Source organism: Nocardia sp. CA-135398, from assembly GCF_050955845.1.
In the GTDB taxonomy this organism is placed as follows: Bacteria; Actinomycetota; Actinomycetes; order Mycobacteriales; family Mycobacteriaceae; genus Nocardia.
Genome location: NZ_CP192084.1, coordinates 1,339,886 through 1,362,188 on the forward strand (window position 1 = coordinate 1,339,886; position 22,303 = coordinate 1,362,188).

Below are 22,303 nucleotides of genomic sequence, written 5' to 3' on the forward strand. Positions count from 1 at the left end.
CTGTCGTCGTGCTTGTTCAGCGATGTGCGCGGCCAACGATAAGCCATCGTGCCGATGTGCTCCGCCGCCAGGACTCGAACCTGAACTATCTGAACCAAAATCAGAGGTGCTGCCATTACACTACGGCGGATTGTCACACCGGCGGACCTGCGAAATCCGCCGCTGTGCCAGCGGCACGGCATGAATCCTCGCATGAAGACCTCCGGTTAGTCGAACTGCTTCGCCGAATTAGGGGGTACCCCCCCACCGCGATCTCTGCACACCGGTCGCGTTATCTGGGCGAATGCTCCCCAGACGGGGGTGACGGCGGGGAAGTCGGAGCTGTCTGGAACAGTTGGGGCCGACGACTATTGGCATGCGCGAGGAGGCGGGACGGTGTCTTCGGGTGAGCCGCTCAAGGTTTCCCGGCCGCGGATGACCGGAACTCAACGGCGGCAGCAGTTGATCGAGATCGGTCGCGCATTGTTCGCCGAGCGGGGCTACGACGCGACGTCGATCGAGGAGATCGCGCAGCGGGCACAGGTCTCCAAACCCGTGGTGTACGAACACTTCGGCGGCAAGGAGGGGCTCTACGCGGTGGTCGTGGACCGCGAGATGTCGATGCTGCTGGACATGATCACCTCCTCGCTCACCCAGAACCGGTCCCGGATCCGGCTCGAACAGGTCGCGCTCGCACTGCTGACCTATATCGAGGAACGCACCGACGGCTTCCGAATCCTGGTGCGCGACCAGCCCGCAGCCACCGCGGAGGGCCGCTACTCCAGCCTGCTGAACGAGGCCACCAACCAGGTCGCGCATATTCTCGGCGGCGATTTCGAGCGCCGCGGTTTCGATACCAGTCTGACCGGTCTGTACGCGCAGGCATTGGTCGGCATGGTCTCGACCGCCGCGACCTGGTGGCTGGACGAGCGCGAACCGTCGAAAGAGGTTGTGGCGGCACATTTGGTGAACCTGTGCTGGAACGGACTCAGTCACTTGGAAGCCCACCCGCAGCTGAGCTCGGAATGGCCCGCCGGCACGGGGGACTGACGCATTGGTAGCCAGTGAATTGCGCAGTGTGCCCGTCCGAATGCTCGAATTCCCGGGCGAGCGCTCACCTGGTGGTACGGTTCACCCATCCTCAGGGTGCTGTTCGAGCGGTAAGTCGGTCTACTTCGGGATGTCGGTCTACTTCAGGATGGCTGGTTTTAAGGATGACAGGCGGATCTGATGGCTAGGCAAGCGCGCGCGGAGATCACCCGCGATTCGGTCCTGGCGGGCGCTGCCGATGTCTTTCTGCGCTTGGGATATGCGAACGCGAGCCTGAGCGAGATCATCGCGCAGTCGAACGTGACCAAGGGCGCCTTGTACTTTCACTTCGGTTCGAAGGAAGAGCTAGCGCGCGCCGTGGTCGATCAGGGCAATGAGCGCCTGGTCAGTTCGTGCCAGGGTTTCTTCGATCCCAGAGTGCCCGCGCTCGAGGCGTGTATCGGGATCACCTATGTCGTCGCGGACCTATCCATGAACGATCCGATGGTCGGCGCGATGCTCAAGCTGACCCATCAGATCGGCGACTACCGCGGCGCCCAGGGCGACAATATCGCCAAGACCTGGGGCGATACCTACCGAGTGCTAGCCGAGCGGGCCATCGCCCAAGGCGACCTAGAGGCTGATCTGGACGCCGAGGTGATCGGCCTGCTGCTGCAGGAAATGACCGCGGGCGTGCACATCACCGCGGTAGGCACCGATTCGATCGATCAGATGGCGACCCGCATGGAACGCGCCTGGTACTTCTTCTTGCCTTCGATCGTCCCACCAGAAAAACTCTCCTACTTCCGCGAGTTCGCGGCCCGCCGCCTACGCCGCTACGTCCCCTAGCCCCTGCCCTCGGCCTTCGGCTCGGCGAGTTGACGCATAGCGTGTGACTGCCGCGCATAGGGCATAGCTTGTGCGACGTACCCACTGGATATGCGACGGCATCGAGAGATGTGCGAGAGCCCAGTGCGGGGAGTTCGGGTGTCGGTAGTGGTAGCTAGACTCGGTTCGCCGAACCAAAACCCCGCCTGAGCTCAGGAGTGTTTGATGTCCACCCACCGTCCACCTCTTGCCGGACTGGCCGCGGTGGCCGGGGCCGATTCGGCCCTGCGGACCGTCGCTGACCTGGTCGGTAAGTCGCCGGTCGAGTTGGTCGGGCCGTCGGCGGTGCGACCGTTCGTCGCGGCGACGATCGCGGCCCAGCGGCCGCTGGTGGTGGTGACGGCGACCGGGCGGGAAGCCGATGATCTGACGGTCGAGCTGGAGGAAATCCTCGGCGCGGCGGTCGCGCAGTTCCCGTCGTGGGAGACGCTGCCGCATGAGCGGCTGTCGCCGGGTGCCGATACTGTCGGCCGCAGGCTGGAGGTGCTGCGGCGGCTGGCGCATCCGGAAGACCCGGTATTCCCGGAACCGCTGCGGGTCGTGGTGACGACCGTTCGCTCCCTGATGCAGCCGATGGCCGCGAGTCTCGGTGATATCGAACCGATCGTGCTGCGCGTCGGCGCGGAGTTCGATTTCGACGAATTGCTCTTGCGCCTGGTCGAATTCGCCTACACCCGCGTCGATATGGTCGGTAAGCGCGGCGAGTTCGCGGTGCGCGGCGGCATCCTCGATTTGTTCCCGCCGACCGCGGATCATCCGGTGCGCGTGGAGTTCTGGGGCGACGAGGTGACCGAGCTGCGGCCGTTCGCGGTCGCCGATCAGCGCTCGCTGTCCGACGTGACGGTGGATGTGGTCGTCGCGCCGCCGTGCCGAGAACTGTTGCTCACCACGGCCGTTCGCGATCGTGCCGCCGCGGTCGCGGTGGCCAATGCCGCCGACGCGGCGCTGGTCGAGATGCTGGAGAAGCTGGCCGAGGGCATTCCGGTCGAGGGCATGGAGGCCCTGCTGCCGGTGCTGCAACCCGGCGAATTGCGGCTGCTCACCGAGGTTTTGCCGGAGGGCACCCAGTTATTGCTGTGCGATCCGGAGAAGATCCGCACGCGCGCAGCCGATTTGGTGCGCACGGGTGAGGAGTTCCTGGAGGCATCGTGGACCGCTGCCTCGTTCGGCGGTGCGGCGCCGCTCGGCGGGCACGGACTCGATCTGGCCGCCTCCGGGTACCGCGCGCTGCCCGAAATCCATGACAGCGCAAACGCACACGGGCTGCCGTGGTGGACGCTGAGCCCGCTGACTTCGGGTGATCCCGCCGAGGTCGTGCTGCCGGTGCTGGCCGGTCCGACCGCGCGCGGATCCGATGAGCTGGTGGCGACGATCTTCGCCTCGTTGCGCGCGCATGTGCTGACCGGTGGCCGCGCGGTCGTGGTCGTGGCGGGTCACGGTACCGCGCAACGCATTCTGGAACGGCTCTCGGATGCCGACGTGCCCGCGGCGCTTTTGGCCTCGGGTGCCGAACCGACGCCCGGACTGGTCGGTGTGCTGTGCGGTTCGCTGCACGATGGCGTGGTCTTCGATGACGCCGGTCTGGTGCTCGTCGCCGAATCCGACCTCACCGGCAATCGGGTCACCGCACCGGCGGAGGGTAAGCGGCTACCGGCCAAGCGCCGCAACCAAGTCGACCCGCTGGCGCTGAACGCCGGGGACATGGTGGTGCACGATCAGCACGGCATCGGCCGGTTCGTGGAGATGATCGAGCGCACCGTCGGCGGGGCGCGGCGGGAATACCTGGTCATCGAATATGCGCCGGGTAAGCGCGGTCAGCCCGGTGACCGGCTGTTCGTGCCGATGGAGTCGCTGGATCAGCTCTCCCGCTATGTCGGCGGTGAAATGCCGAGTCTGTCCAAGCTCGGCGGGTCCGACTGGGCGAATACGAAACGCAAGGCGCGCAAGGCGGTTCGCGAGATCGCCGGTGAGCTGGTGCAGCTGTACGCGGCGCGCCAGGCCGCGCCCGGTCATGCCTTCGGTCCGGACAGTCCGTGGCAGAAGGAGATGGAGGACGCGTTCGCGTTCACCGAAACCGTCGACCAGATGACCGCCATTGCCGAGGTGAAGGCCGATATGGAGAAGGCGGTCCCGATGGACCGCGTGGTCTGTGGCGATGTCGGCTACGGCAAGACCGAGATCGCCGTGCGCGCCGCGTTCAAGGCGGTACAGGACGGTAAACAGGTCGTCGTGCTGGTGCCGACAACCCTGCTGGCGCAACAGCATCTGCAGACCTTCGCCGAACGCGTCGCCGGATTCCCGGTGACCGTCAAGGGGCTGTCCCGCTTCACCGATCCCGCGGAATCCCGCGCTGTGCTCGAGGGCATGGCGGACGGTTCGGTCGATATCGTGGTCGGTACGCATCGGCTGCTGCAGACCGGTGTGCGGTGGAAGGATCTCGGCCTGGTCGTCGTGGACGAGGAACAGCGTTTCGGTGTCGAGCACAAGGAGCACATCAAGGCGCTGCGCACGCACGTCGATGTGCTGACCATGTCCGCGACGCCGATTCCGCGCACCTTGGAGATGAGTCTGGCGGGCATTCGGGAGATGTCGACCATCCTCACGCCGCCGGAGGAGCGGCATCCGGTGCTCACCTATGTCGGCGGGTACAACGACAAGCAGGTCACCGCGGCCATTCGGCGTGAGCTGCTGCGCGACGGCCAGGTTTTCTACGTGCACAATCGGGTCTCGTCGATCGATAAGGCCGCCAAGCGGATTCGGGATCTGGTGCCCGAGGCGCGGGTGGTGGTCGCGCACGGCCAGATGCACGAGGACATGCTCGAACAGACCGTGCAGGGGTTCTGGGAGCGCGAATTCGATGTGCTGGTCTGTACCACCATCATCGAGACCGGGCTGGATATCTCCAATGCGAATACGTTGATCGTGGAACGCGCGGATGCTCTCGGTCTCTCGCAGCTGCACCAGTTGCGCGGTCGCGTCGGTCGCAGTCGTGAGCGCGGGTACGCGTATTTCCTCTATCCGCCGGAGAAGCCGCTCACCGAGACGGCCTACGACCGGCTCGCCACCATTTCGCAGAACTCCGATCTGGGCGCGGGTATGGCGGTTGCCATGAAGGACCTCGAAATCCGTGGTGCCGGAAATGTGCTGGGCGCCGAGCAGTCCGGGCATGTGGCCGGTGTCGGCTTCGACCTGTATGTGCGGCTGGTCGGCGAGGCGGTGGAGGCGTATCGGGCCGCCGCCGACGGTAAGCCGATTACCACCGAGGAGGTCAAAGAGGTTCGCATCGACCTCCCGGTGGATGCGCACATCCCGCCCGACTACATCACCAGCGATCGGCTCCGATTGGAGGCCTACCGCAAACTCGCTGCGGCGCAAGATGATCCGGCACTGGAATCCGTCGTCGAGGAACTCGTCGACCGGTACGGGCCGCTGCCCGTCGAGGTCGGCAGGTTGGTGTCGGTGGCGAAACTACGCCTGCTGGCGCGCGAATACGATGTCACCGAAATCGCGGTCACCGGCACCACATTGAAGGTTTCGCCGATGAGCCTGCCCGATTCCAAGCAGATGCGGTTGAAGCGTCTGTATCCGAGCGCGGGCTATCGCGCGGCAAGCGGTGTTGTGCAACTGCCGCTGCCTCGGGTGGAAGACAGTGTGGGTGCGGATCGGGTGCGCGACGTCGTCCTGTTGCAATTCGTTGCCGACCTGTTGCTGCAGTTGGATGGCAAGCCGAAGGGCTTCGTCGAGCTGCGGGTCGCGACCGAAGCCACGGCGGCTCGATGAGCTCGGACCGCGACGAAGCCGTGCTGCGGGCCGCCCGGCATGCGGCGGCGGAGGCGGGGCGGACCAATGGTGCCGACGACCATCCGGTGCCCGAACCTGGGCATGCGACTGCCGAATCCGGCCGAACCGATACCGCCGTGGTGGCGGCGGGGCTGGCCGGGGCGGTCGAGGTGATGGATCGGCTGTGGAACTTCGGCGGCTGGGAGGTGACGCAAACCCACGACTCGCTGCGCCCCTATCTGCTCGAGGAAACCTACGAACTGCTCGACGCCATCCAGCACAACGACGCCGAAACCATCAAGGAAGAACTCGGCGACCTGCTGCTGCAGGTGCTGTTCCACTCCCGAATCGCCCAGGCCGCAGGCGAATTCACCGTCGACGATGTCGCCGCCGCACTGGTCGCCAAACTCGTCAACCGCAGCCCGCACCTCGCCGACGAACCCATCGACCCATCGGCCACCGTCGCGGAGAAAATCGCCGCCCAGGAAAAGGCCTGGGAGGAACGCAAATCCGCGGAAAAGTCCCGCCGCTCCTGCCTGGACGGCATAGCCATGGCTCAACCCGCCCTCGCGCTGGCCGAGAAGATCCGCTCCCGCAGCCTCAAAGCGGGCCTCCCCGAAGACCTGATCCCCGACACCCTCCGCACCGTCGCGCTGGGCGGCGAAGACAGCGCCGAAGAACGCCTCCGCAAAGCCACCTTGTCCTTCGCATCGGAAATCCGTGCCACCGAGGACGCCGCCGAAGCCGCCCGCGGCGAGCGCGTCCCGCTATCCGCCGCCGATTGGCGCAAGTACTGGCCGTAGACCCACCGACGCACTTCGCGACCGTCGCTATTCACGCAGATGCCCGATCGCGCGTGTGCACCGAGAAAGCGCCTGTGCGGTCGCTTTATGACGTACCACCGCTCTCGGCGAGGCCGCGCGGTCAGTGGTCGGAGGGTGCGGCGGACGCGTAGCGTTTGGGTACGGAGTCGGCTGTCGGGCGGCGGTGTGGATGCTTCGGCGCTGCCCGGGATCGGGAGGTGCCAGATGCTGAGTGTGTTTTCTTCGCCGGGGCATTATGTGCAGGGGCGGGATGCGACGGCGGCGCTCGGGGCGGAGATGACGCGGTTGGGAATCGGGGGGCCGGTGATGATTGTCGCGGGGGCGAGTGCGTACCGGTTGTTGGCGCAGACATGGCGGGACTCGCTTACCGAGGCGAAGATCGAGTATTCGGTGCAGCAATCCGGGGGTGAGTGCAGTCGCGCGGAGATCGCGCGGGTGACCGCGGCCGTGCAGGAAAGTGCGAGCACGGTGGTATTGGGCGCCGGTGGGGGCAAGGTACTCGATACGGCGCGCGCGGTGGCCGATGATCTGGAGCTGCCGATGATCAGCTGTCCTACGACGGCGTCCAGTGACGCGCCGTGCAGTGCGTTGTCGGTGATCTATACCGATGCTGGGGAATTCGAGGCCTATCAGCTGGTTCGGCGGAATCCGGCATTGGTGCTCGTCGATACGTCCGCCATCGCGCAGGCTCCCGCGCGGCTGCTCATCGCTGGTATGGGTGATGCGCTCGCGACCTGGTTCGAGGCGCGGACCTGCAGTGCCGCGCGGGTCCGGAATATGCGCGGCGGCGCGTCCACCCGCAGCGCTACCGCACTGGCCGAACTCTGCTACCAGACCCTGCTCGCCGACGGAACCCACGCCCTCGCCGCGGTCCGCAACCACACCGTCACCCCGGCGCTCGAGCGCATCGTCGAAGCCAACACCCTGCTCTCCGGCCTCGGCTTCGAATCCTCCGGCCTCGCCGCCGCCCACGCCATCCACAACGGCCTGACCGCCGCCCCGCAAACCCATCCATACCTACACGGCGAAAAGGTAGCCTTCGGCGTCCTCACCCAGCTGGTGCTGGAAGGCGCCCCCACCGCGGAGATTTCAACGGTCCTCGAATTCTGCACCTCGGTCGGCCTCCCGACCACCTTCGCCGAACTCGGCCTGACCGACCCCGACAACCGAACCCTGACCGCCATCGCCGAACGCGCTACCGCCGCCGGCGAAACCATCCACAACGAACCCTTCACCGTCGACACCCCCATGGTCCTTGACGCCCTCCGCACCGCCGACACCCTCGGCAGCTAGTGCCGCGTTCAGATTGCTTGCTGCGCTATCCGCCTCCGGCAGCTCGCTGAGCGTAGTGATATGGCAGCCGAATTCGCCGTGGCCGACCACCATTCGACTACGTTCGGCGAAACCCGCGGCCGAGCAGTGATCTCGGCATGTGAGCTGTGGTGGAGGGCATCGATTCCGTCGGTACCGTTCGGTGCGATGACACCGAACTCTCACCTACCCGCAAGCATGTCGTCACCGTGCGGAGGGAAGCCTGTCAATAGGTCTTCGCTATCCTGGCGATGGAACCCGAAGCCAATGGCGGGCGAATCCGCCGGGGAAGGACGTTCGGTTCGGTGCCCACCAGCAGAGTCGCGGAGCACCCGCGACCGAATCATGTGCTGTTCCATTTCAGCGATACCCATTTGATCGGCGACGGCGCGCTATACGGCGACGTGAACGCGGATCAGCGTCTTCGACAGTTGCTCGATCAGGCCGCGGCCAGCCGCATCCGCCCGACCGCGCTGGTCTTCACCGGTGACCTCACCGATCAGGGCGAGCCGGACGCATACGAGAAGCTCCGCGCCATCGTGGAACCGTTCGCGCGCCAATTGCGTGCGCCGATCGTGTGGGTCACCGGCAATCACGACGATCGCGGTGAATTGCGCCGAACGCTGCTCGGTGAGCGTCCATCGACGAAGCCGCTGGATCGGGTGCACATGATCGACGGCCTGCGCATCATCGCCCTGGACACCAGCGTCCCCGGCCACCACTACGGCGAAATCCGCGACGAACAGCTGGACTGGCTGCGATCGGTACTCGCCGAACCCGCCCCGTTCGGCACGATTCTGGCTATGCACCACCCGCCGGTGCCGTGCGTGCTCGATCTCGCGGTCACCGTCGAACTGCGCGACCAGCGCAGGCTGGCCGATGTGCTCGACGGCACCGATGTGCGCGCGATTCTTGCTGGGCACCTGCACTTTTCGACCAGCGCCACCTTCGCGGGCATCCCGGTCTCGGTCGCCTCGGCGACCTGTTACAGCCAGGATCTTGCCGTCGCCGAGGGCGGCCTACGCGGCCGCGACGGCGCACAGGCCTTCAACTACGTGCACATCTATCCGGACACCGTCGTCCACTCGGTGGTCCCGATCGATCGCGGCCCGACCGTCGGCTCCCCGTCCACTCCGGAAGAGGCGGCGCGAAAGCTGGCCGAGGAGGGCATCGTGATCCCGCCCGCCGCCCGCATTCCCCGGGTCATGCGGCGCCAGGCGCAGACTCAGGAAGATGACGAGGCCGTGCACTGACCCGTTCCCATGGCGCGCGGTCCGGGAAGTAGGCGGACAGAAATTCCGATACCGCCCGCACCCGATCGGCCTCCGTGACCTCCGGAAAACTGCCGTCGTTGAGGCAGAAGAAATCGACGTCACGATGGTCGGCGAGTCCGTCCAGCAGTGCGAGCCCGCGTTGACTCGTGGTGTCGACATACCGCATCCGCGCCATCTCCTGCGGCACCGCGCGCCCGGTGAGCATGGCGTAATAGTGGTACAGCGAGTTCGTCACCGAAATATCGGTGGCCGCACGGAATCTGCTCGACCTGGTCCGCGCGAAGTCGGCCGCGAATTCCTGCTCCATTTCGAGTAATACGCTGCGCCGCAAGGGAACCGGCGTGTGTTCCAGATGCCGGGTGATGACGTGTCCGAACCGTCCGGCCAGCAGTTCTCGATTCACCCGCGCCGCATTCTCGAAACCACTGCGTCGCTCGTTGTTCCGACCCGGTCCGATGCGGGTGCCCGCCTCGATGAACCGACTCACCCCGGCCGGGGTGAAGAACATCGACGGCCGCACCGGCCGGGCGAAGAACATATCGTCGTTCGAGTACAGGAAATGTTCGCTGAGCCCATCGATATGCTGCAGTTGGCATTCCACCGCATGGGAATTGAAGGTGGGCAGCCCGCTGGTATCGCTGAAGTGATCGACCGCGCGCACCACCGTCACCCGCGGATGCTCGTCGAGCCATTCCGGCACCGCGGAATCGGTCGCGATGAAGATCCGGCGGATCCACGGCGCATTCTTGTACACCGAGCGCAGTGCGTACTTCAGTTCGTCGATCTGGCGGATCCGAGCGTCCGCGTCATCGCCCTCACCGACCACGACCTGGGCCAGCATTCCCGCACGGCGCGCACGGAATTCGGGATCGGTGCCATCGACCCAGGAGAACACCAGATCGATATCGAAGCCGACATCGGTCGGCTGTGGGGCGAACATATCCGTCAGTGTCGGCCAATTGCGATCGAACAGTCGAACTTCGGTGCGTTCGACATCGGCGAGGTCGAAGACATTGCGGGTGAAGGCATTCGGCCGCGGGCATTCGACGGTGTCGCCGTGGTATTCCCACAGCTCCAGATCCACATAATGCGCCGGATCGGCATCGCGACTCAACCGAAAGACATTGTGCCGCACCTCGGCACACGTGAATCCCGCGGCCACGGCGGTGGCCGTCACCCGACGCACCATTTTCCGCTGCGCGGCATCCGCGGCCAGTGCCAGTCGATGTTCGACATCGCGGATCAGCAGGAACGGCACCTCCGCGGCCGCCAACTCACCGCGCAGATAACCCAGGTCGTCCAGCATCGCGGGCGAGACGACGAGATTGCCCGCCGTCGGCCACGCGACCATGTCGACCGCTCCGGAATCCATTGCCCCTATATCAACCATGTGTCTACTCCACGTCCGTATCTGTGCCGAAATGTCCCGTGGTACCGCGCTACACCCGAGCACCGCTGCGGACGACGCCGTCGGCGCCGTCCTCGGCTGCCGCGCCCGGCGCGGCCGAATTCAGAAATTCGGGACGATGCCGTAGTGGAGGAACGAAGTGATCAGCCGAGTCTCAGACGATCGGTACACCATGTCGTTCTCACCTCACTCACGGCCGGACGCCATCGCGTCTGCTTGGGGTAGTGCTCTCGGTACGGGCACGGCACAGCGGCCGAGCAGGACCGGTAGCAGCACGCCGGGCCGGACAGTCATCGGCCGGCGAAATGGAGAAGCACCTGCTGAACAGAGTGCTGTCAGAAATGATGCATCGTCTTGTGACGGCCCGTCAACCGGACAGTGCTGTGGTGTCCCGGACAGGTGGCTTGGCGGGATTGTCCCTTTGAAATGAGGGTAGCCTCACCGCATAATCCTCCAGGATCCGGCGCCGGGACGCTACGACGCCGTAGCGGTGTCCTGAGAGGTGGCTGAGAGCAGTTCGGACAAAGGTCGCAGCGTCAGCGAACAAGGGGCACAGCACCTTAGACTTGCAGGCAACGTGGCACAGCCCGCCGCGTTGCAGCGATCAAGAGGTGACGAACATGGCAGCCGGAGCGAGCCCCGTGCAACGTCAAGACCACTCTACGGCCGATCATCCCGAACTGGACGTGCTCCCGGAATGGCCTCAGGAGACGATCGCGGTGCTGGTCACCACCGATCCAGCGCCACATGCGATTCCGGTGTCTTGGCCGGTGCGTGCGGGTGATCGACGGATTCTGCTCAGCCTGAAATTCGATCGCGGTTCGCTGGCCCGCTTGCGCGAAAGGCCCGATGTCGCACTGCTGATTCTCGGCGGTGGCAATGTCGCGCTGTGCGCGCGCGGGCAGGCGCGGGTTGTCGCCGAGGAAATGCCCGGTGCGACAGACTATGTCGCGGTCCAGATCGATGTCGAAGTCATCGATGACCACCGGCAGTCGGCCTTCGCGGTGGCGCACGGAATCGAGCGCACCGTACTGGACGCGAGCGAATTGCATGCGCTCGAAGGGCGCGTGCAGACATTGCGCGCCTGGGCCGATATCCAGAACTGAACCGGCACAAGCAGTCCGGTACAGAGTAATAATCGTGATGAAAGGCGGCGCGAACGCGTCGAATGGAAGGGGATCATGAGCGTCACATTGGCCAAAGGCGGAAATGTCTCGCTGTCGAAGCAGGCCGCAAACCTCACCAAGGTTGCGGTCGGGCTCGGTTGGGATGTGCGAACGACCACCGGGGCCGATTACGACCTCGATGCGAGTGCGCTCGCCACCGGGCCGAATCAGCGCGTGCTGTCGGATCAGCACTTCGTGTTCTACAACAATCTGCGTTCGCCCGAGGGCACGATCGAACACACCGGTGACAATCTCACCGGTGAGGGCGAAGGCGATGACGAGGTGATCAATGTCGATCTGGCGGCGACGCCACCGACGATCACCAATATCTTCTTCCCGGTTTCCATTCACGATGCCGATGCGCGCGGGCAGTCGTTCGGTCAGATCCGCAACGCCTATATCCGCGTGGTCGATGCGACAACGGGCGCCGAGCTGGCCCGGTATGACCTCACCGAGGACGCGTCCACCGAGACCGCCATGGTGTTCGGGGAGTTGTACCGGTACGGCAACGAGTGGAAGTTCCGGGCCATCGGTCAGGGCTATGCCTCCGGGCTCGCGGGTATCGCCCGCGATTACGGCGTCAACGTCTGATGGGCGTGCGGGTGGTCGGGACCGGAACCGGCCGCCCGCTCCGCCTCGTACAGCGCGATCGCGGCGCGGGTCTTGCGCTTGATCGCCTGTAGCACATCGAGATCCGGTAAGTCCGCGAACTGCTCACCCAGTACTTCGGGCAGATCGGAGTAGTGCAGCACGCATTCATCGACGCCGAGGTTCGCACAGGCCGAGAGCAGGTCCGGATGCAGATAACCGGCGACCGCGGTTCGCACCCCCGCTGCGGCGGCCACCATGGTGACGCGCTCGATCGCGCGCAGCAGCGGCGGAACGGGACGAACCGGTCGCAGCGTGGCGCGGGATTGACCGAGCAGCAGCGAGGATAGATCGTTGCAGCCGATCACCACCCGTGACACCCCGGTGGTGACCACCCGGTCGACCTCGAGCAGCAGCGAGGGGATCTCGATCATGGTGGCGACCGGGCAGTCGCCGATCACGGCCCTGGTTTGCTCGATGGCCCACTGCAATTCGTCGACATAGGTGACGAAGGGGAAAAGCACGCCGATATCCGCGCCTTCGTCGCGCACCTGCGCAATGCCCTCGAGTTCGGCGACGAATGCGTCGGGAAAGCGACGCGCTCGGCGAATACCGCGCAGGCCGAGCAGTTTATGCGGCTCGTCGATGATCTCTTCGACGCCGTCGAGGATATTGCATTCGGCGGTATCGGCTTCCATGGTGCGATACCAGATCGTTGTTCCGCTGGTCCGCTTCGCAATATGGCGCAGGTACGGCACGAGGTAACCCGAAACCGATTCGGGCGTCGGATATTTCCCGGCGGCGCGGAACACGTACTCGCCGCGCACCATCCCGACCCCGTCGAAGTGGTCGAGCAGTTCAGCGGAGATCCGCTCACAACTCAATGCCAGGCTCTGCCGCATTCCCCGCACGCTATCAGGTTGCTGCACAACACTTTTCCGCCGCCCGTTAAGTCCGGATTTCACGAGGTCAGGAAGGCGTGGGTAGGGATTGTGGCAGCGGGTGGGGGCGGGTGGAGGCGGCGTTATCGAGCAGGGTGAAGTAACGGCGGAGCATGAGGACGGCCGTGCTGGCCAGGCCCGCGGTCAGCCCCCACCAGACGCCCGCGGCGCCGAGGCCGAGCGGGAAGGCCAGCAATAGGGCGGTGGGCAGGCCGACGAGCCAGTAGCCGACCAGGGAGAGGCGGAAGCCCGCCTTGGTTTCCTTCAGACCGCGCAGCAGGCCGGTGCCGATGTTCTGTGCGGCATCGAAGAATTGGAGCACGATGCCGATGAGCAGTAGTGACCGGGCCAGCTCCATCGTCGCGGTGTCGCTCGGTTCGAGGAACGGGTTCAGCACGAGCTTCGGCGCGGCGATATAGATCGCGCCGGTGACCGCGGCGACGATGCCCGCGTGCTGCAGCGCCAGCCAGGCCAACGCCCGGGCGTGGCCGAATTCGTCACGCGCGACGGTATGGCTGACCAGAATGGACGCGCCGTGCGACAGGCCGATCGCGACCTGGAAGACGATATAGATGATCTGGTAGACGACATTGTGCGCGGCCAGCGCGGCCGGTCCGATACTGCCCATCACCAGGGCGAGCACGGAGAACATGCCCGCCTCGGAACCGTAGGTGAGCGCGATCGGCGCGCCGAGTTTGAGCTCGGCCCAGATGGTCGGCATGTGCACCGGCCACGGACGCAGCGGCAGGGTGTTGCCGAGTGTCGCATCGGCGCGGACCATCGCGAAGAAGACGCCGAAGGTGATGAGGTGGACCAGTGTGGACGCGATGCCGATGCCGGTCAGTCCCAGTGCGGGCAGTCCGACCCAGCCGTGCATGAAGGTAAGGGCCAGTACCAGATTCAGCGCCACCGAGCCGAGGGTGACCAGCAGTAGCGCCTGCGGACGCTGCATGCCGACGGTGTACTGCCGCAGCACTTGGAACCACAGGCAGGGCAGCAGTCCGGGGGCGAGGGCGAGCATGAGCGGTCGCGCGTCGGCGAGCACGCCCGCGTCCTGACCGAGCCATTGCAGTGTCCAGCCCAGCCCGATCAGTACCGCGCCGCCGATGATTGCGGCGAACGTGGCGATCAGGAAACTCGACCGGACGATATCGCGGACCTCTCCGTCCGCGGACTCGCCGCGCTTATCCGCCGCGCTCACCGAGGACGCGATCTGATTCCCGGTCCCGGTGATCAGTCCGACGCACATGGTGCGAATCTGGTTGAACAGCACCATCGCCAGCCCGCCCGCGGCGACCTCGCGCACACCGAGCGTGCCCATGAGTGCGATATTGGTCGTGGAGACCGCGATCTGCGCGAGCTGGGTGAGGGCGATCGGTGCGGCCAGCGCGGTGAGCTGTCGGCCATCGGCCCGGAATGCGGACAGATTCACCATCGCAACTCCACGAGTCGCCCGAAACCGATCGGCATGAGTCCCATCCCAACTCGTCGCTGAGCAATTGAGTTAGGCAACCCTAACAAGGTGATCATTTCAGACGGGCGGGGTATCGCGCAATGGTGATCGAAAGCGCGGATATTCTTCATCGCGCCTCGACAAGTTGGCCGCGTCGGGCTGGAGCGTAGCGGTCGAGCATGGCGTGCACATCGCGTTCGGTGTCGGCGTCGAGCAGATCGCGCTCGCGCATCCACTCGTCGTCGAAGACCGTGTCGAGGTATTTCTCGCCGCCGTCGCAGACGATGGTGACCACGGTCGAGCCGGGCGGGAACTCCTCGAGCCGGGTGAGCGCGGCGTGTACCGAGCCGCCCGCGGAGCCGCCGATCATCAGGCCGAGTTCGGCCGCGACGGCGCGCGCGGTGGCGAAGGCCGCGATATCGGAGACCTTGACGCCCTCGTCCAGCAGCGAATAGTCGACGGCGGTGCCGATGGTGGCACCGGGCGGGGTGCCGGTGCCGGACTGCCAGTACGGTCCGCCCGGCCCGCCGAAGGCGATCGATCCGACGGGCTCCACACCGATCACCCGTGGCGTGCAACCGAGTTGGCGCAGTCGGGTCGCGGTGCCGAACAGTGAACCACCGGTGCCCACCGCGGAGAGCAGGATATCGACGCGCTCCACGTCCGCCAGCAATTCCTCGGCCACGGCGTAGTACCCGACCGCGTTCGCGTCGTTGTTGTGCTGTTCGGTGAAGTACGCATCGGACTGTCCGGCCGCCATTGCCTCGGCCAGGTCTTCCCGCGCCGAGGTGGCCAGGTTGTCGTCGCCCTCATCGGCGACGAATACCAATTCCGCACCCATTGCTCGCATCGCGCGCAGCTTGTCCTTACATGCGTGGTGATCGACCACCGCGGTGAAGCGATACCCACGTTCGGCGGCTACTACCGCGAGGCCGAGCCCGGTATTCCCGGATGTCGACTCGATAATATGCCCGCCATCGCTCAGCAAACCTCGACGCTCCGCATCGTCGATCATCGCGCGCGCCATCCTGATCTTGGCCGCACCCGTCGGATTGAACTGCTCGAGTTTGAGCAGCAGCCGGGTGCCGGTCGGGGTGGTCGCCAGTTCGAATAGTGGGGTGCGACCGATCAGATCCGTCACGCGCGTGACGATCGGCATGGAGGTCTCCTCGTTCGGGTCGTATGGGGTATTGGTCGAATGGGTGCCGGATTATCCGGCGTCGAGCGTCCAGCGGAGTCGATCGCCGGTGTCGTGCAGCACCACCTTGGGCGGAATCGGCAGTTCGTGAAACGCCGACTCGTTCGAATCCATTTGGTAGCCAGCGGTATTCGGGTAGATCAGCAGATCGCCGACGTCGGCTCGTCGCGGCAGCGGGATGCGCCGCCAGCTGAGCATGTCGGACTCCAGACAGCTGGCCGCGCCGACACAGGTCGGGGTGAGCTCGCCGGAGCGCGGCGGCCACAGTATCGGGTCGGGCAGGTATTCACTGTCGAACCACTGCTCGGACAAGCTCAGGCTGGTGCCGTCCACGGTGAGCAGTTGGTAGGGGTGACCGTCGGCGTGGCGGGTCTTGCTGCCCTGCACCCGGAAGACGCTGGATCCGGCGCGGTCGAGCAGTGCCCGGCCGGGTTCGATGGCGAGCCGGATATCGTTGTCGCGCAACCGTTCCGCGAGTGCGTTGTGTTCGAGGATGGCGCTGAGCATGGCCGGGCCCGGTGCCGGGAAGTGGTAGGGGTAGTACGAATCGAAGGACTTCCCCGCGTGGAACCACTTGCCGTTCGCGTGTTCGGTGAACTCCGACCAAGCGCTCGCGGACATGTAATCGACGCCGAATCCGCCGCCGATGGAGATGGTGGTGGCCGGATGCCCCAGTCTGCGGGCATCCAGGCAGCGGGTGATCAAGCCGTCGGCCTGTTCGGCGCGTGCGACTGCGTCGTAGCCGGAGAGGTGGAAGCTGAAGCCGTGCAGGCGGATCGATTCGTGGCCGACCGTGCCGGACGCGCCGATCACCGAGATCGCGCGGTCCAATTCCGCGGTGGTCATGCCGAATCGGCTCGCGGATCCGTTGGGCAGCACCCGAAGTAGTACGCGAGCCGCGGCGGCCGGGGTGGTGATCGCGGCCAACCTGTCGAGCTCGTCGAGGCTGTCCACGGCGATCAACGCGCGGTGTCGCACCGCCAGCCACAGCAGATCGTCGGATTTGGCGGGGCCGGTGACCATCAACTCGTCACCGCGAACACCCTGTGACAGTGCGGCATTCAGTTCGCCGATACTGGAAACATCGATGCCGGCGCCATATTCGGCGCAGGCACGTGCCACACATGCCGCCTTGTTGGCCTTCTTGCCGTAGTAGACAACGCCGTCCACACCCACCTGATCGAACGCACGCTGGAACGCGTTGATATTCAAGGCAACTCGTGACGGATACATCACATGGAACGGCCCGCCGATCGCAAAGGCGATATCGCCGAGCAGATTCGGATCGGCCAGCAGTCTGCGCTCCCAGTCATCGGTGCGCGCGGGCAGGGCGGGTGCGCAAATGCTCAGCAGTCCCCGCACTGCCGCCAGTACGGCGGGATCGGGGGCTGCGTCCGCACTCGGCGGATGGTCGCCGAGCTTGACCTTGTCGCGGGTCGAGCTGTCGTCGAACAGCAGCGTGCCGTCGGGTTCGGCGGTGCCGAGGTCGCGCACCTTCTTGTCGAATTCGACGGCGCCGATGTCTAGTCCCACAGGGGCACCTCCGTGCCGCGGCCTTCGGCAATGGCTCGGTCGGCGAGTGCGTGTGCCACCGCGATATCGGTCAGCACCAAACCGCTGTTGTAGACGAAGATCCGCTCGTCGTCGGAGCGGCGGGCGATCGCGCGGCGGCTCAGGATCTGCGGCAGTTCGGCGTCGACAGTGCGCAACCTGCCGTCGGGACCGGCCATATCGGTGCCGGTCAGCGCCATTTGCTCGGCGCTGGTCGCGATGACCCGATCGGCGTCGACCAACGTGGACGGCGCCAGGCCGTAGCCGACGAGCACAACGGTGGAACCCGGTGCGAGATCCTCGGATTCGATCGCGACCTCGGTACCCGGCCCCGCCGTCGCCAGCACCACATCGGCGGCCCCTGCGGCCGCTCGCGGATCCTCGACGGTTTCGAGTAATGCGTGCGGATTGTACGCGGCGAGGTAATCGCGCACCGCCGCCAGGCCTTCCGGATGGGTGCCGTAGAGCATCAGCTTGCGCAGCTGCGGATTGGCGGCGAGCAAGTGTGGCAGCGCATTTCGGCCCTGGGTGCCGGTGCCGATCAGCAGCACGCTCTCCGCGCCGCGGCGTGCGGTCTCGCGCACCAGCAGTGCCGAAACCGCAGGGGTGCGAAGTGCGCCGACCCGGGCGCAGTCCATCATGGCGATCGGCGCGCCGGTGCTGTCGTCATACAGCGTGATGGTCGTGTAGTAGCGCTTGGTACTGCGGTCGTGGCCGGGATCGAATTTGTAGGAGGTCTTCATCGCGACCACCCGGCGACGGCCGTCGCGCCCGAGCATGGCGTAGGCCACCGACCAGCCGTCCGGATTCGCGACGCTGAGTTTGCGCGGATTATCCGAATCACCCGCGGCGAAAGCGAGATACGCCTCCTCCACCGCGCGCACCACATCGGCGGGCGTGATGGGCACGTCCGCGAGATCGCTGCGGCTCAGCACACGCAGTGGTGTGCTCCGGTCACGAGTGCTCAACGGTTCCTCGATCATGTTGCGTCGTATCCAGCCTTACTGCGGTCCGGGTGGTAGCCCGGCCCGGTACACCGACGATCGCGAGCGGGTTGCTTGCCGCTCGGAACGGGGCGACGATCCGTTGCCCATAACCATTTTCGTCGGCCTCGGCGACCCGCCGCCGTCGTTCGGGCAGGCGGACATTGACGCGCTTGAGCCAGCGGTCGGTGCCGTCGTAGCGCGCGGTGAACGGTACTCGACCGTGTACGGCCACGTCATTGTCCACCAGCAATAGCTCGCCGGGGGTCAGTGCGGCGGTGACGCAGACGCGTTCGAGCTCCGCGGTGAGACGCGCGTACGCCAGCCGGAATTCGGTATCGGCATCGTCGAGCGGGGTGTATGCCGGATCGTAGCGAAGTGTCAAATCCGATGTGTCCTCGGCTGATTCGGCGCTCCACAGCGTCGGCAGCGGCGTTGCGGAGTAGCGCTCGTGACCGGTGCCGTAGGAGACGTCGGGCAGGATCGGCAGGGTCGGTGCGGCGAGTAGTCGGCGTTCGTCAGCGGAGAGCTCGGTCCGGCGCACCGAGGAGACGGTGGTGCCGACGCCGTCCGGATTGCGCAGACATGCCAGCATCAGCAGGTTGGCCCGATCCGGGTGGAAGGCGTCCTCGGTATGCGGGCTGAGCAGGATCTTGCTACTCGCACCGGATTGTTCGTGTTCGTGGCCGGGGGAGGGCACGATGTTGTTGACCAGCCGCCCGCCCTGCTGGCCTTGCCAGCCGAAGGGTTCACCCGCGCTGCGGGCGAGCAGCAGCATCGCGACATCGAGTTCGAATGAGCTTGCGCGGCGGTCGGATTCACCACTCCAGCGGGCCGCTTCGACCCAGCTCGGCGGGGTCGGGCCGAATTCGGCATCGCGCAAAGGCAATGTGCCGACAATGGTGGCACCCGCCGCGGTGGCGGGCGGTCGCATGGCGACGCGCACCGCATCGGGCAACTCGCCGACACGGGCATCGATTTGCTCGAGCAGTGCCGGATCGGTCAGCGTGCGCGCGATATCCGCGGTGCCATCGGGCCGGGAGTCGAGCGTGATGCATATCTCACGGGCGAGCGCGCGCACCGCATGTCCGGCGGTGGTCGGCAGCTCGCGCCGTTCGATATCCAGTGGGTGAAGCGTCTTACGTTCGGAGAGAACGCCTTTCACCAGGAATCCCTTCTTCGCATCGGGTCGAAAAGCGGGGTGTGACGATTCGATCTGCGAAGCTAGTGGGTCTTGCCGCGTTAAGCAAGGCTTACCTAAGCGAGTCTCTAAGATAGCACGTCTGCATGAGTTGGATCAGAGCTTGTGGCTAACTTGCGGCATCGACTTCGGGGTGGTGGCTGGATAGCCGTGCTGCGGCAAAACTCAACGCCCGGAACTCTATTAGGCTAGCCTGTCCTAGCTAGATTCGCTAGGGTTCGCCATCGCGCGGGTGACTCGTTGAGGTTCGAGGAAGGCAGCACCATGGAATGGAATCGACGACAGCTCCTGCGATCGGGACTCGGTGTCGGTGCGGTGCTGTTGGTCGCCGCATGTTCGGACGGCGGCAATTCGGATGGCCCGGCGCGGCGCGGCGGCACCCTGCGGGTCGGTGCGCTCGGCAGCGCGGCGCGCATCGAACGCGATCCGCATGCGAATCTCAGCAATGACAGCGACTTCCTCATCACCTCGCTGGTGTACGACGCGCTCACGGTACCCGGCGCGAACCCGAATGTTGCTGCGCGCCTTTCCAGTCGGTGGGAAACCGATGCGCAGCGGCGGCGTTGGAGTTTCACCATCGCCGACGGCGCGAGCTTCCACGACGGCACCCCGGTCACCTCCGAGGATGTGGTGTGGTCGCTGCGTCGGCTGCGCACCGTCGGCGGTGCGTCGAAAATGCCTGCCGCCGTGGAGGACATCACCGCGGACGGTCCGAACCGGGTGGTCATCGCGCTGCCCGAACCGAATTCCCAACTGCCGCTGCTGGTTCGGTTGATGACCTTCACGGTCAAGAAGGACACCACCGATTTCACCAAGGCCATCGGCACCGGGCCGTTCCGGTTGGAGTCCTATCAGGGTGGCAATGCCCGGCTGGTGCGCAACGATCGGTGGTACGGTCCGGCGCCACTGCTGGATGCCATCGAGGTCACCATGTTCGACAGCGTGACGGCACTGGGCAATGCGGTGCTCGGCGGGCAGATCGATCTGGCCTCGAATGTCGGTGCGATCGCGGGGCGGACCGCCGAGGGACGCGGTGATCTGCGGGTGGTGCGGCGCTCGAACGACACCATGGTCGGGGTCGCGATGCGGACCGCCGACGGACCGTTCGCCGATGCGCGGGTGCGCGAGGCCATTCGGCTCGGTGTCGATCGTAAGGCCTTGGTGAATCAGGTGCATTCGGGGTACGGCACGGTCGCGAACGACATTCTCGGTACCGGTGATCCGTTGTACGACAACACCATTGCCCAGCGGATCCGCGATGTGGACCGGGCGAAGACGCTGCTGCGCGATGCCGGATTCGATACCGCGCGCAGCTACCAGTTCCTCACCAAGGCCGAGGCGCCGGGCGAGGTCGAATCGGCAAAGGTGATCGCCACGCAACTGGCCGATATCGGGGTGCGCCTCGACGTCGTGACGCAGGAGTCGAATACCTTCTACGACCAGACCTGGCTGAAGGCGCCGCTGTACACGGTCTCCTGGGGCACCAACGACTCCACGCTGTTCTTCGCGACCAAGCTGATGTCCTCGACATCCAATCGCAACGAAACCGCCTTCAAGGACGCCGAATTCGATGCGGCCACCACGAAAGCCCTTGCCGCGCCGAGCGACTCGGAATACGCGTCGGCTTGCCGTGACGTGCAGCGGATCCAGTACGCCCGCGGCGGCTATCTGGTGTGGGGCATCGCCGATGGTATCGATATCGCGGCGTCCCGGGTGCGTGATGTGCCGACCCTCGGCGGCTTCGCCAGGGTGCAGCTGGAACGAGCCTGGCTCGCGGAGTGATCTCCCTCGCCCGACTCCTCATCCGGCGCGTCGTCCTGCTGGTCGCGCTGCTGGCGACGGTGTTCGCGGCCGTCGATCTGCTGCCGGGCAACGCCGCCCGCGCGGTACTCGGCCGCGACGCCACCGCGGAGCAGATCGCGGCGAAGGAACACCAGCTCGGCCTCGACCGTCCGCTGCCGGTGCGGTTCGCCGAGTGGATATCCGGTGTGGCGACCGGCGATTTCGGCCGCACCGCGCGCGGGCGATCGATCAATGAGCTACTGGCCGACAAGTTTCCGCCGACGCTGCTGCTCGGTGGGGTCGCCTTCCTGGTGACGGTGGTCGCGTCGCTGCTGCTCGGCGGCTGGTGGGCGGCGCGGCGCGGCCCGGCCACTCGGTTGCTGCAGCCGAGTACTACTGCGGCGGCGGCCATTCCGGAGTTCGTCATCGCGACCCTGTTGATCCTGGTGTTCTCCTTGGGTCTGGGTTGGTTGCCTGCCGTCACCATTACCGGGCGTTCCGGCTTCCCCGCGAGTCCGGCCATGCTGGTGCTGCCGGTACTCGCACTGGCGATACCGCAGACCGGCTGGAATACCCGGGTGGTGCGCGCCGCGCTACTCGATTCGGCGCGCTCGCCGCATGTGGAAACCGCGGTGCTGGACGGACTTTCGACCACCACGGTGCTGACCAGGCACGTGCTGCCGTTCGCGCTGCCGACGATTGTGGCGAGTTTCGCGACCACGGTCGGCATGCTGCTCGGCGGTGCGCTGGTGGTGGAGACCATCTTCAACTATCCGGGACTCGGTGCGGTGCTGGCGGGTTCGGTGGCCGATCGGGACACCTCCCTGATCGCCGCGGTGGTCGCACTGACCGGGATCGTCATCATGGCGATGCTGGCCATGGCGGACGGGATCCGCGCCTGGGCGCTGCGGGGTCGGATATGACAGGCGTGCAGCGGATTTCGAGGT

17 protein-coding genes and 1 tRNA gene are annotated in these 22,303 nt (G+C 65.8%); 10 read left to right on the forward strand and 8 right to left on the reverse strand.

The genetic code is table 11. The features are described 5' to 3' along the window. Nucleotides 1-59: 59 nt before the first annotated feature. Nucleotides 60-130: transfer RNA gene (locus ACQP1T_RS06030), tRNA-Gln, on the reverse strand. 284 nt (nucleotides 131-414) lie between these two features. On the opposite strand from ACQP1T_RS06030, the gene ACQP1T_RS06035 reads away from it, so the two are divergent. The 6 genes from ACQP1T_RS06035 (at nucleotide 415) to ACQP1T_RS06060 (ending at nucleotide 9,064) form a co-directional block, all read left to right on the forward strand. Beyond that, complete coding sequence (locus tag ACQP1T_RS06035; RefSeq protein WP_433761998.1) at nucleotides 415-1,029, forward strand: TetR/AcrR family transcriptional regulator; 615 nt, start codon at nucleotides 415-417, stop codon at nucleotides 1,027-1,029. Nucleotides 1,030-1,209: 180 nt separating this feature from the next. Next, the gene (locus ACQP1T_RS06040) at nucleotides 1,210-1,857 is read left to right on the forward strand and encodes a TetR/AcrR family transcriptional regulator (RefSeq protein WP_062986428.1); all 648 of its coding nucleotides are present in this window, start codon (nucleotides 1,210-1,212) and stop codon (nucleotides 1,855-1,857) included. Nucleotides 1,858-2,061: 204 nt separating this feature from the next. Next, complete coding sequence (gene mfd / locus ACQP1T_RS06045; protein WP_433758941.1) at nucleotides 2,062-5,676, forward strand: transcription-repair coupling factor; 3,615 nt, start codon at nucleotides 2,062-2,064, stop codon at nucleotides 5,674-5,676. A gap of 173 nt (nucleotides 5,677-5,849) precedes the next feature. Beyond that, entirely contained in the window at nucleotides 5,850-6,479 is a 630-nt protein-coding gene (locus ACQP1T_RS06050) for a MazG family protein (protein ID WP_433761999.1), read from the forward strand. A gap of 225 nt (nucleotides 6,480-6,704) precedes the next feature. After that, nucleotides 6,705-7,793, forward strand: a complete 1,089-nt coding sequence (locus ACQP1T_RS06055; protein ID WP_433758942.1) for a glycerol dehydrogenase — start codon at nucleotides 6,705-6,707, stop codon at nucleotides 7,791-7,793. A gap of 269 nt (nucleotides 7,794-8,062) precedes the next feature. Then, entirely contained in the window at nucleotides 8,063-9,064 is a 1,002-nt protein-coding gene (locus ACQP1T_RS06060; RefSeq protein WP_433758943.1) for a phosphodiesterase, read from the forward strand. Here the strand turns inward: ACQP1T_RS06060 and ACQP1T_RS06065 are convergent. Then, nucleotides 9,015-10,457: a stealth family protein gene (locus ACQP1T_RS06065; RefSeq protein ID WP_433762000.1), complete on the reverse strand. Its 1,443-nt coding sequence runs from the start codon at nucleotides 10,455-10,457 to the stop codon at nucleotides 9,015-9,017. The two genes, ACQP1T_RS06060 and ACQP1T_RS06065, sit on opposite strands and share 50 nt — an antisense overlap. A gap of 656 nt (nucleotides 10,458-11,113) precedes the next feature. Here ACQP1T_RS06065 and ACQP1T_RS06070 point away from each other — a divergent pair. Further along, nucleotides 11,114-11,599 (forward strand): hypothetical protein, encoded by a 486-nt coding sequence (locus tag ACQP1T_RS06070; RefSeq protein WP_433758944.1) that lies wholly within the window; start codon nucleotides 11,114-11,116, stop codon nucleotides 11,597-11,599. Nucleotides 11,600-11,674: 75 nt separating this feature from the next. Then, entirely contained in the window at nucleotides 11,675-12,250 is a 576-nt protein-coding gene (locus ACQP1T_RS06075) for a TerD family protein (RefSeq protein ID WP_040695304.1), read from the forward strand. On the opposite strand, the gene ACQP1T_RS06080 is transcribed toward ACQP1T_RS06075, so the two are convergent. The 6 genes from ACQP1T_RS06080 to ACQP1T_RS06105 form a co-directional block, all read right to left on the reverse strand. Then, nucleotides 12,232-13,149 carry a putative PEP-binding protein gene (locus ACQP1T_RS06080; RefSeq protein WP_433758945.1) on the reverse strand — a complete coding sequence of 306 codons (918 nt, stop codon included), beginning with the start codon at nucleotides 13,147-13,149 and terminating at the stop codon, nucleotides 12,232-12,234. The two genes, ACQP1T_RS06075 and ACQP1T_RS06080, sit on opposite strands and share 19 nt — an antisense overlap. 67 nt (nucleotides 13,150-13,216) lie before the next feature. Continuing rightward, complete coding sequence (locus ACQP1T_RS06085; RefSeq protein ID WP_433758946.1) at nucleotides 13,217-14,623, reverse strand: MATE family efflux transporter; 1,407 nt, start codon at nucleotides 14,621-14,623, stop codon at nucleotides 13,217-13,219. 145 nt (nucleotides 14,624-14,768) lie between these two features. Beyond that, the gene (locus tag ACQP1T_RS06090; protein ID WP_433758947.1) at nucleotides 14,769-15,800 is read right to left on the reverse strand and encodes a PLP-dependent cysteine synthase family protein; all 1,032 of its coding nucleotides are present in this window, start codon (nucleotides 15,798-15,800) and stop codon (nucleotides 14,769-14,771) included. Between the two features lie 51 nt (nucleotides 15,801-15,851). Next, the gene (locus tag ACQP1T_RS06095) at nucleotides 15,852-17,210 is read right to left on the reverse strand and encodes an alanine racemase (protein WP_433762001.1); all 1,359 of its coding nucleotides are present in this window, start codon (nucleotides 17,208-17,210) and stop codon (nucleotides 15,852-15,854) included. 152 nt (nucleotides 17,211-17,362) lie between these two features. Then, nucleotides 17,363-18,373, reverse strand: a complete 1,011-nt coding sequence (locus ACQP1T_RS06100) for an ornithine cyclodeaminase family protein (RefSeq protein ID WP_433758948.1) — start codon at nucleotides 18,371-18,373, stop codon at nucleotides 17,363-17,365. Then, nucleotides 18,345-19,538, reverse strand: coding sequence for a TauD/TfdA family dioxygenase (locus ACQP1T_RS06105; protein ID WP_433758949.1), 1,194 nt, complete (start codon nucleotides 19,536-19,538; stop codon nucleotides 18,345-18,347). The genes ACQP1T_RS06100 and ACQP1T_RS06105 overlap by 29 nt, the downstream gene beginning before the upstream one ends. Before the next feature lie 300 nt (nucleotides 19,539-19,838). On the opposite strand from ACQP1T_RS06105, the gene ACQP1T_RS06110 reads away from it, so the two are divergent. Together ACQP1T_RS06110 and ACQP1T_RS06115 are read left to right on the forward strand one after the other, a co-directional pair. Beyond that, the gene (locus ACQP1T_RS06110) at nucleotides 19,839-21,356 is read left to right on the forward strand and encodes an ABC transporter substrate-binding protein (RefSeq protein ID WP_433758950.1); all 1,518 of its coding nucleotides are present in this window, start codon (nucleotides 19,839-19,841) and stop codon (nucleotides 21,354-21,356) included. Further along, nucleotides 21,353-22,279: an ABC transporter permease gene (locus ACQP1T_RS06115; RefSeq protein ID WP_433758952.1), complete on the forward strand. Its 927-nt coding sequence runs from the start codon at nucleotides 21,353-21,355 to the stop codon at nucleotides 22,277-22,279. Before ACQP1T_RS06110 ends, ACQP1T_RS06115 begins: the two co-directional genes overlap by 4 nt. Nucleotides 22,280-22,303: the final 24 nt, after the last annotated feature.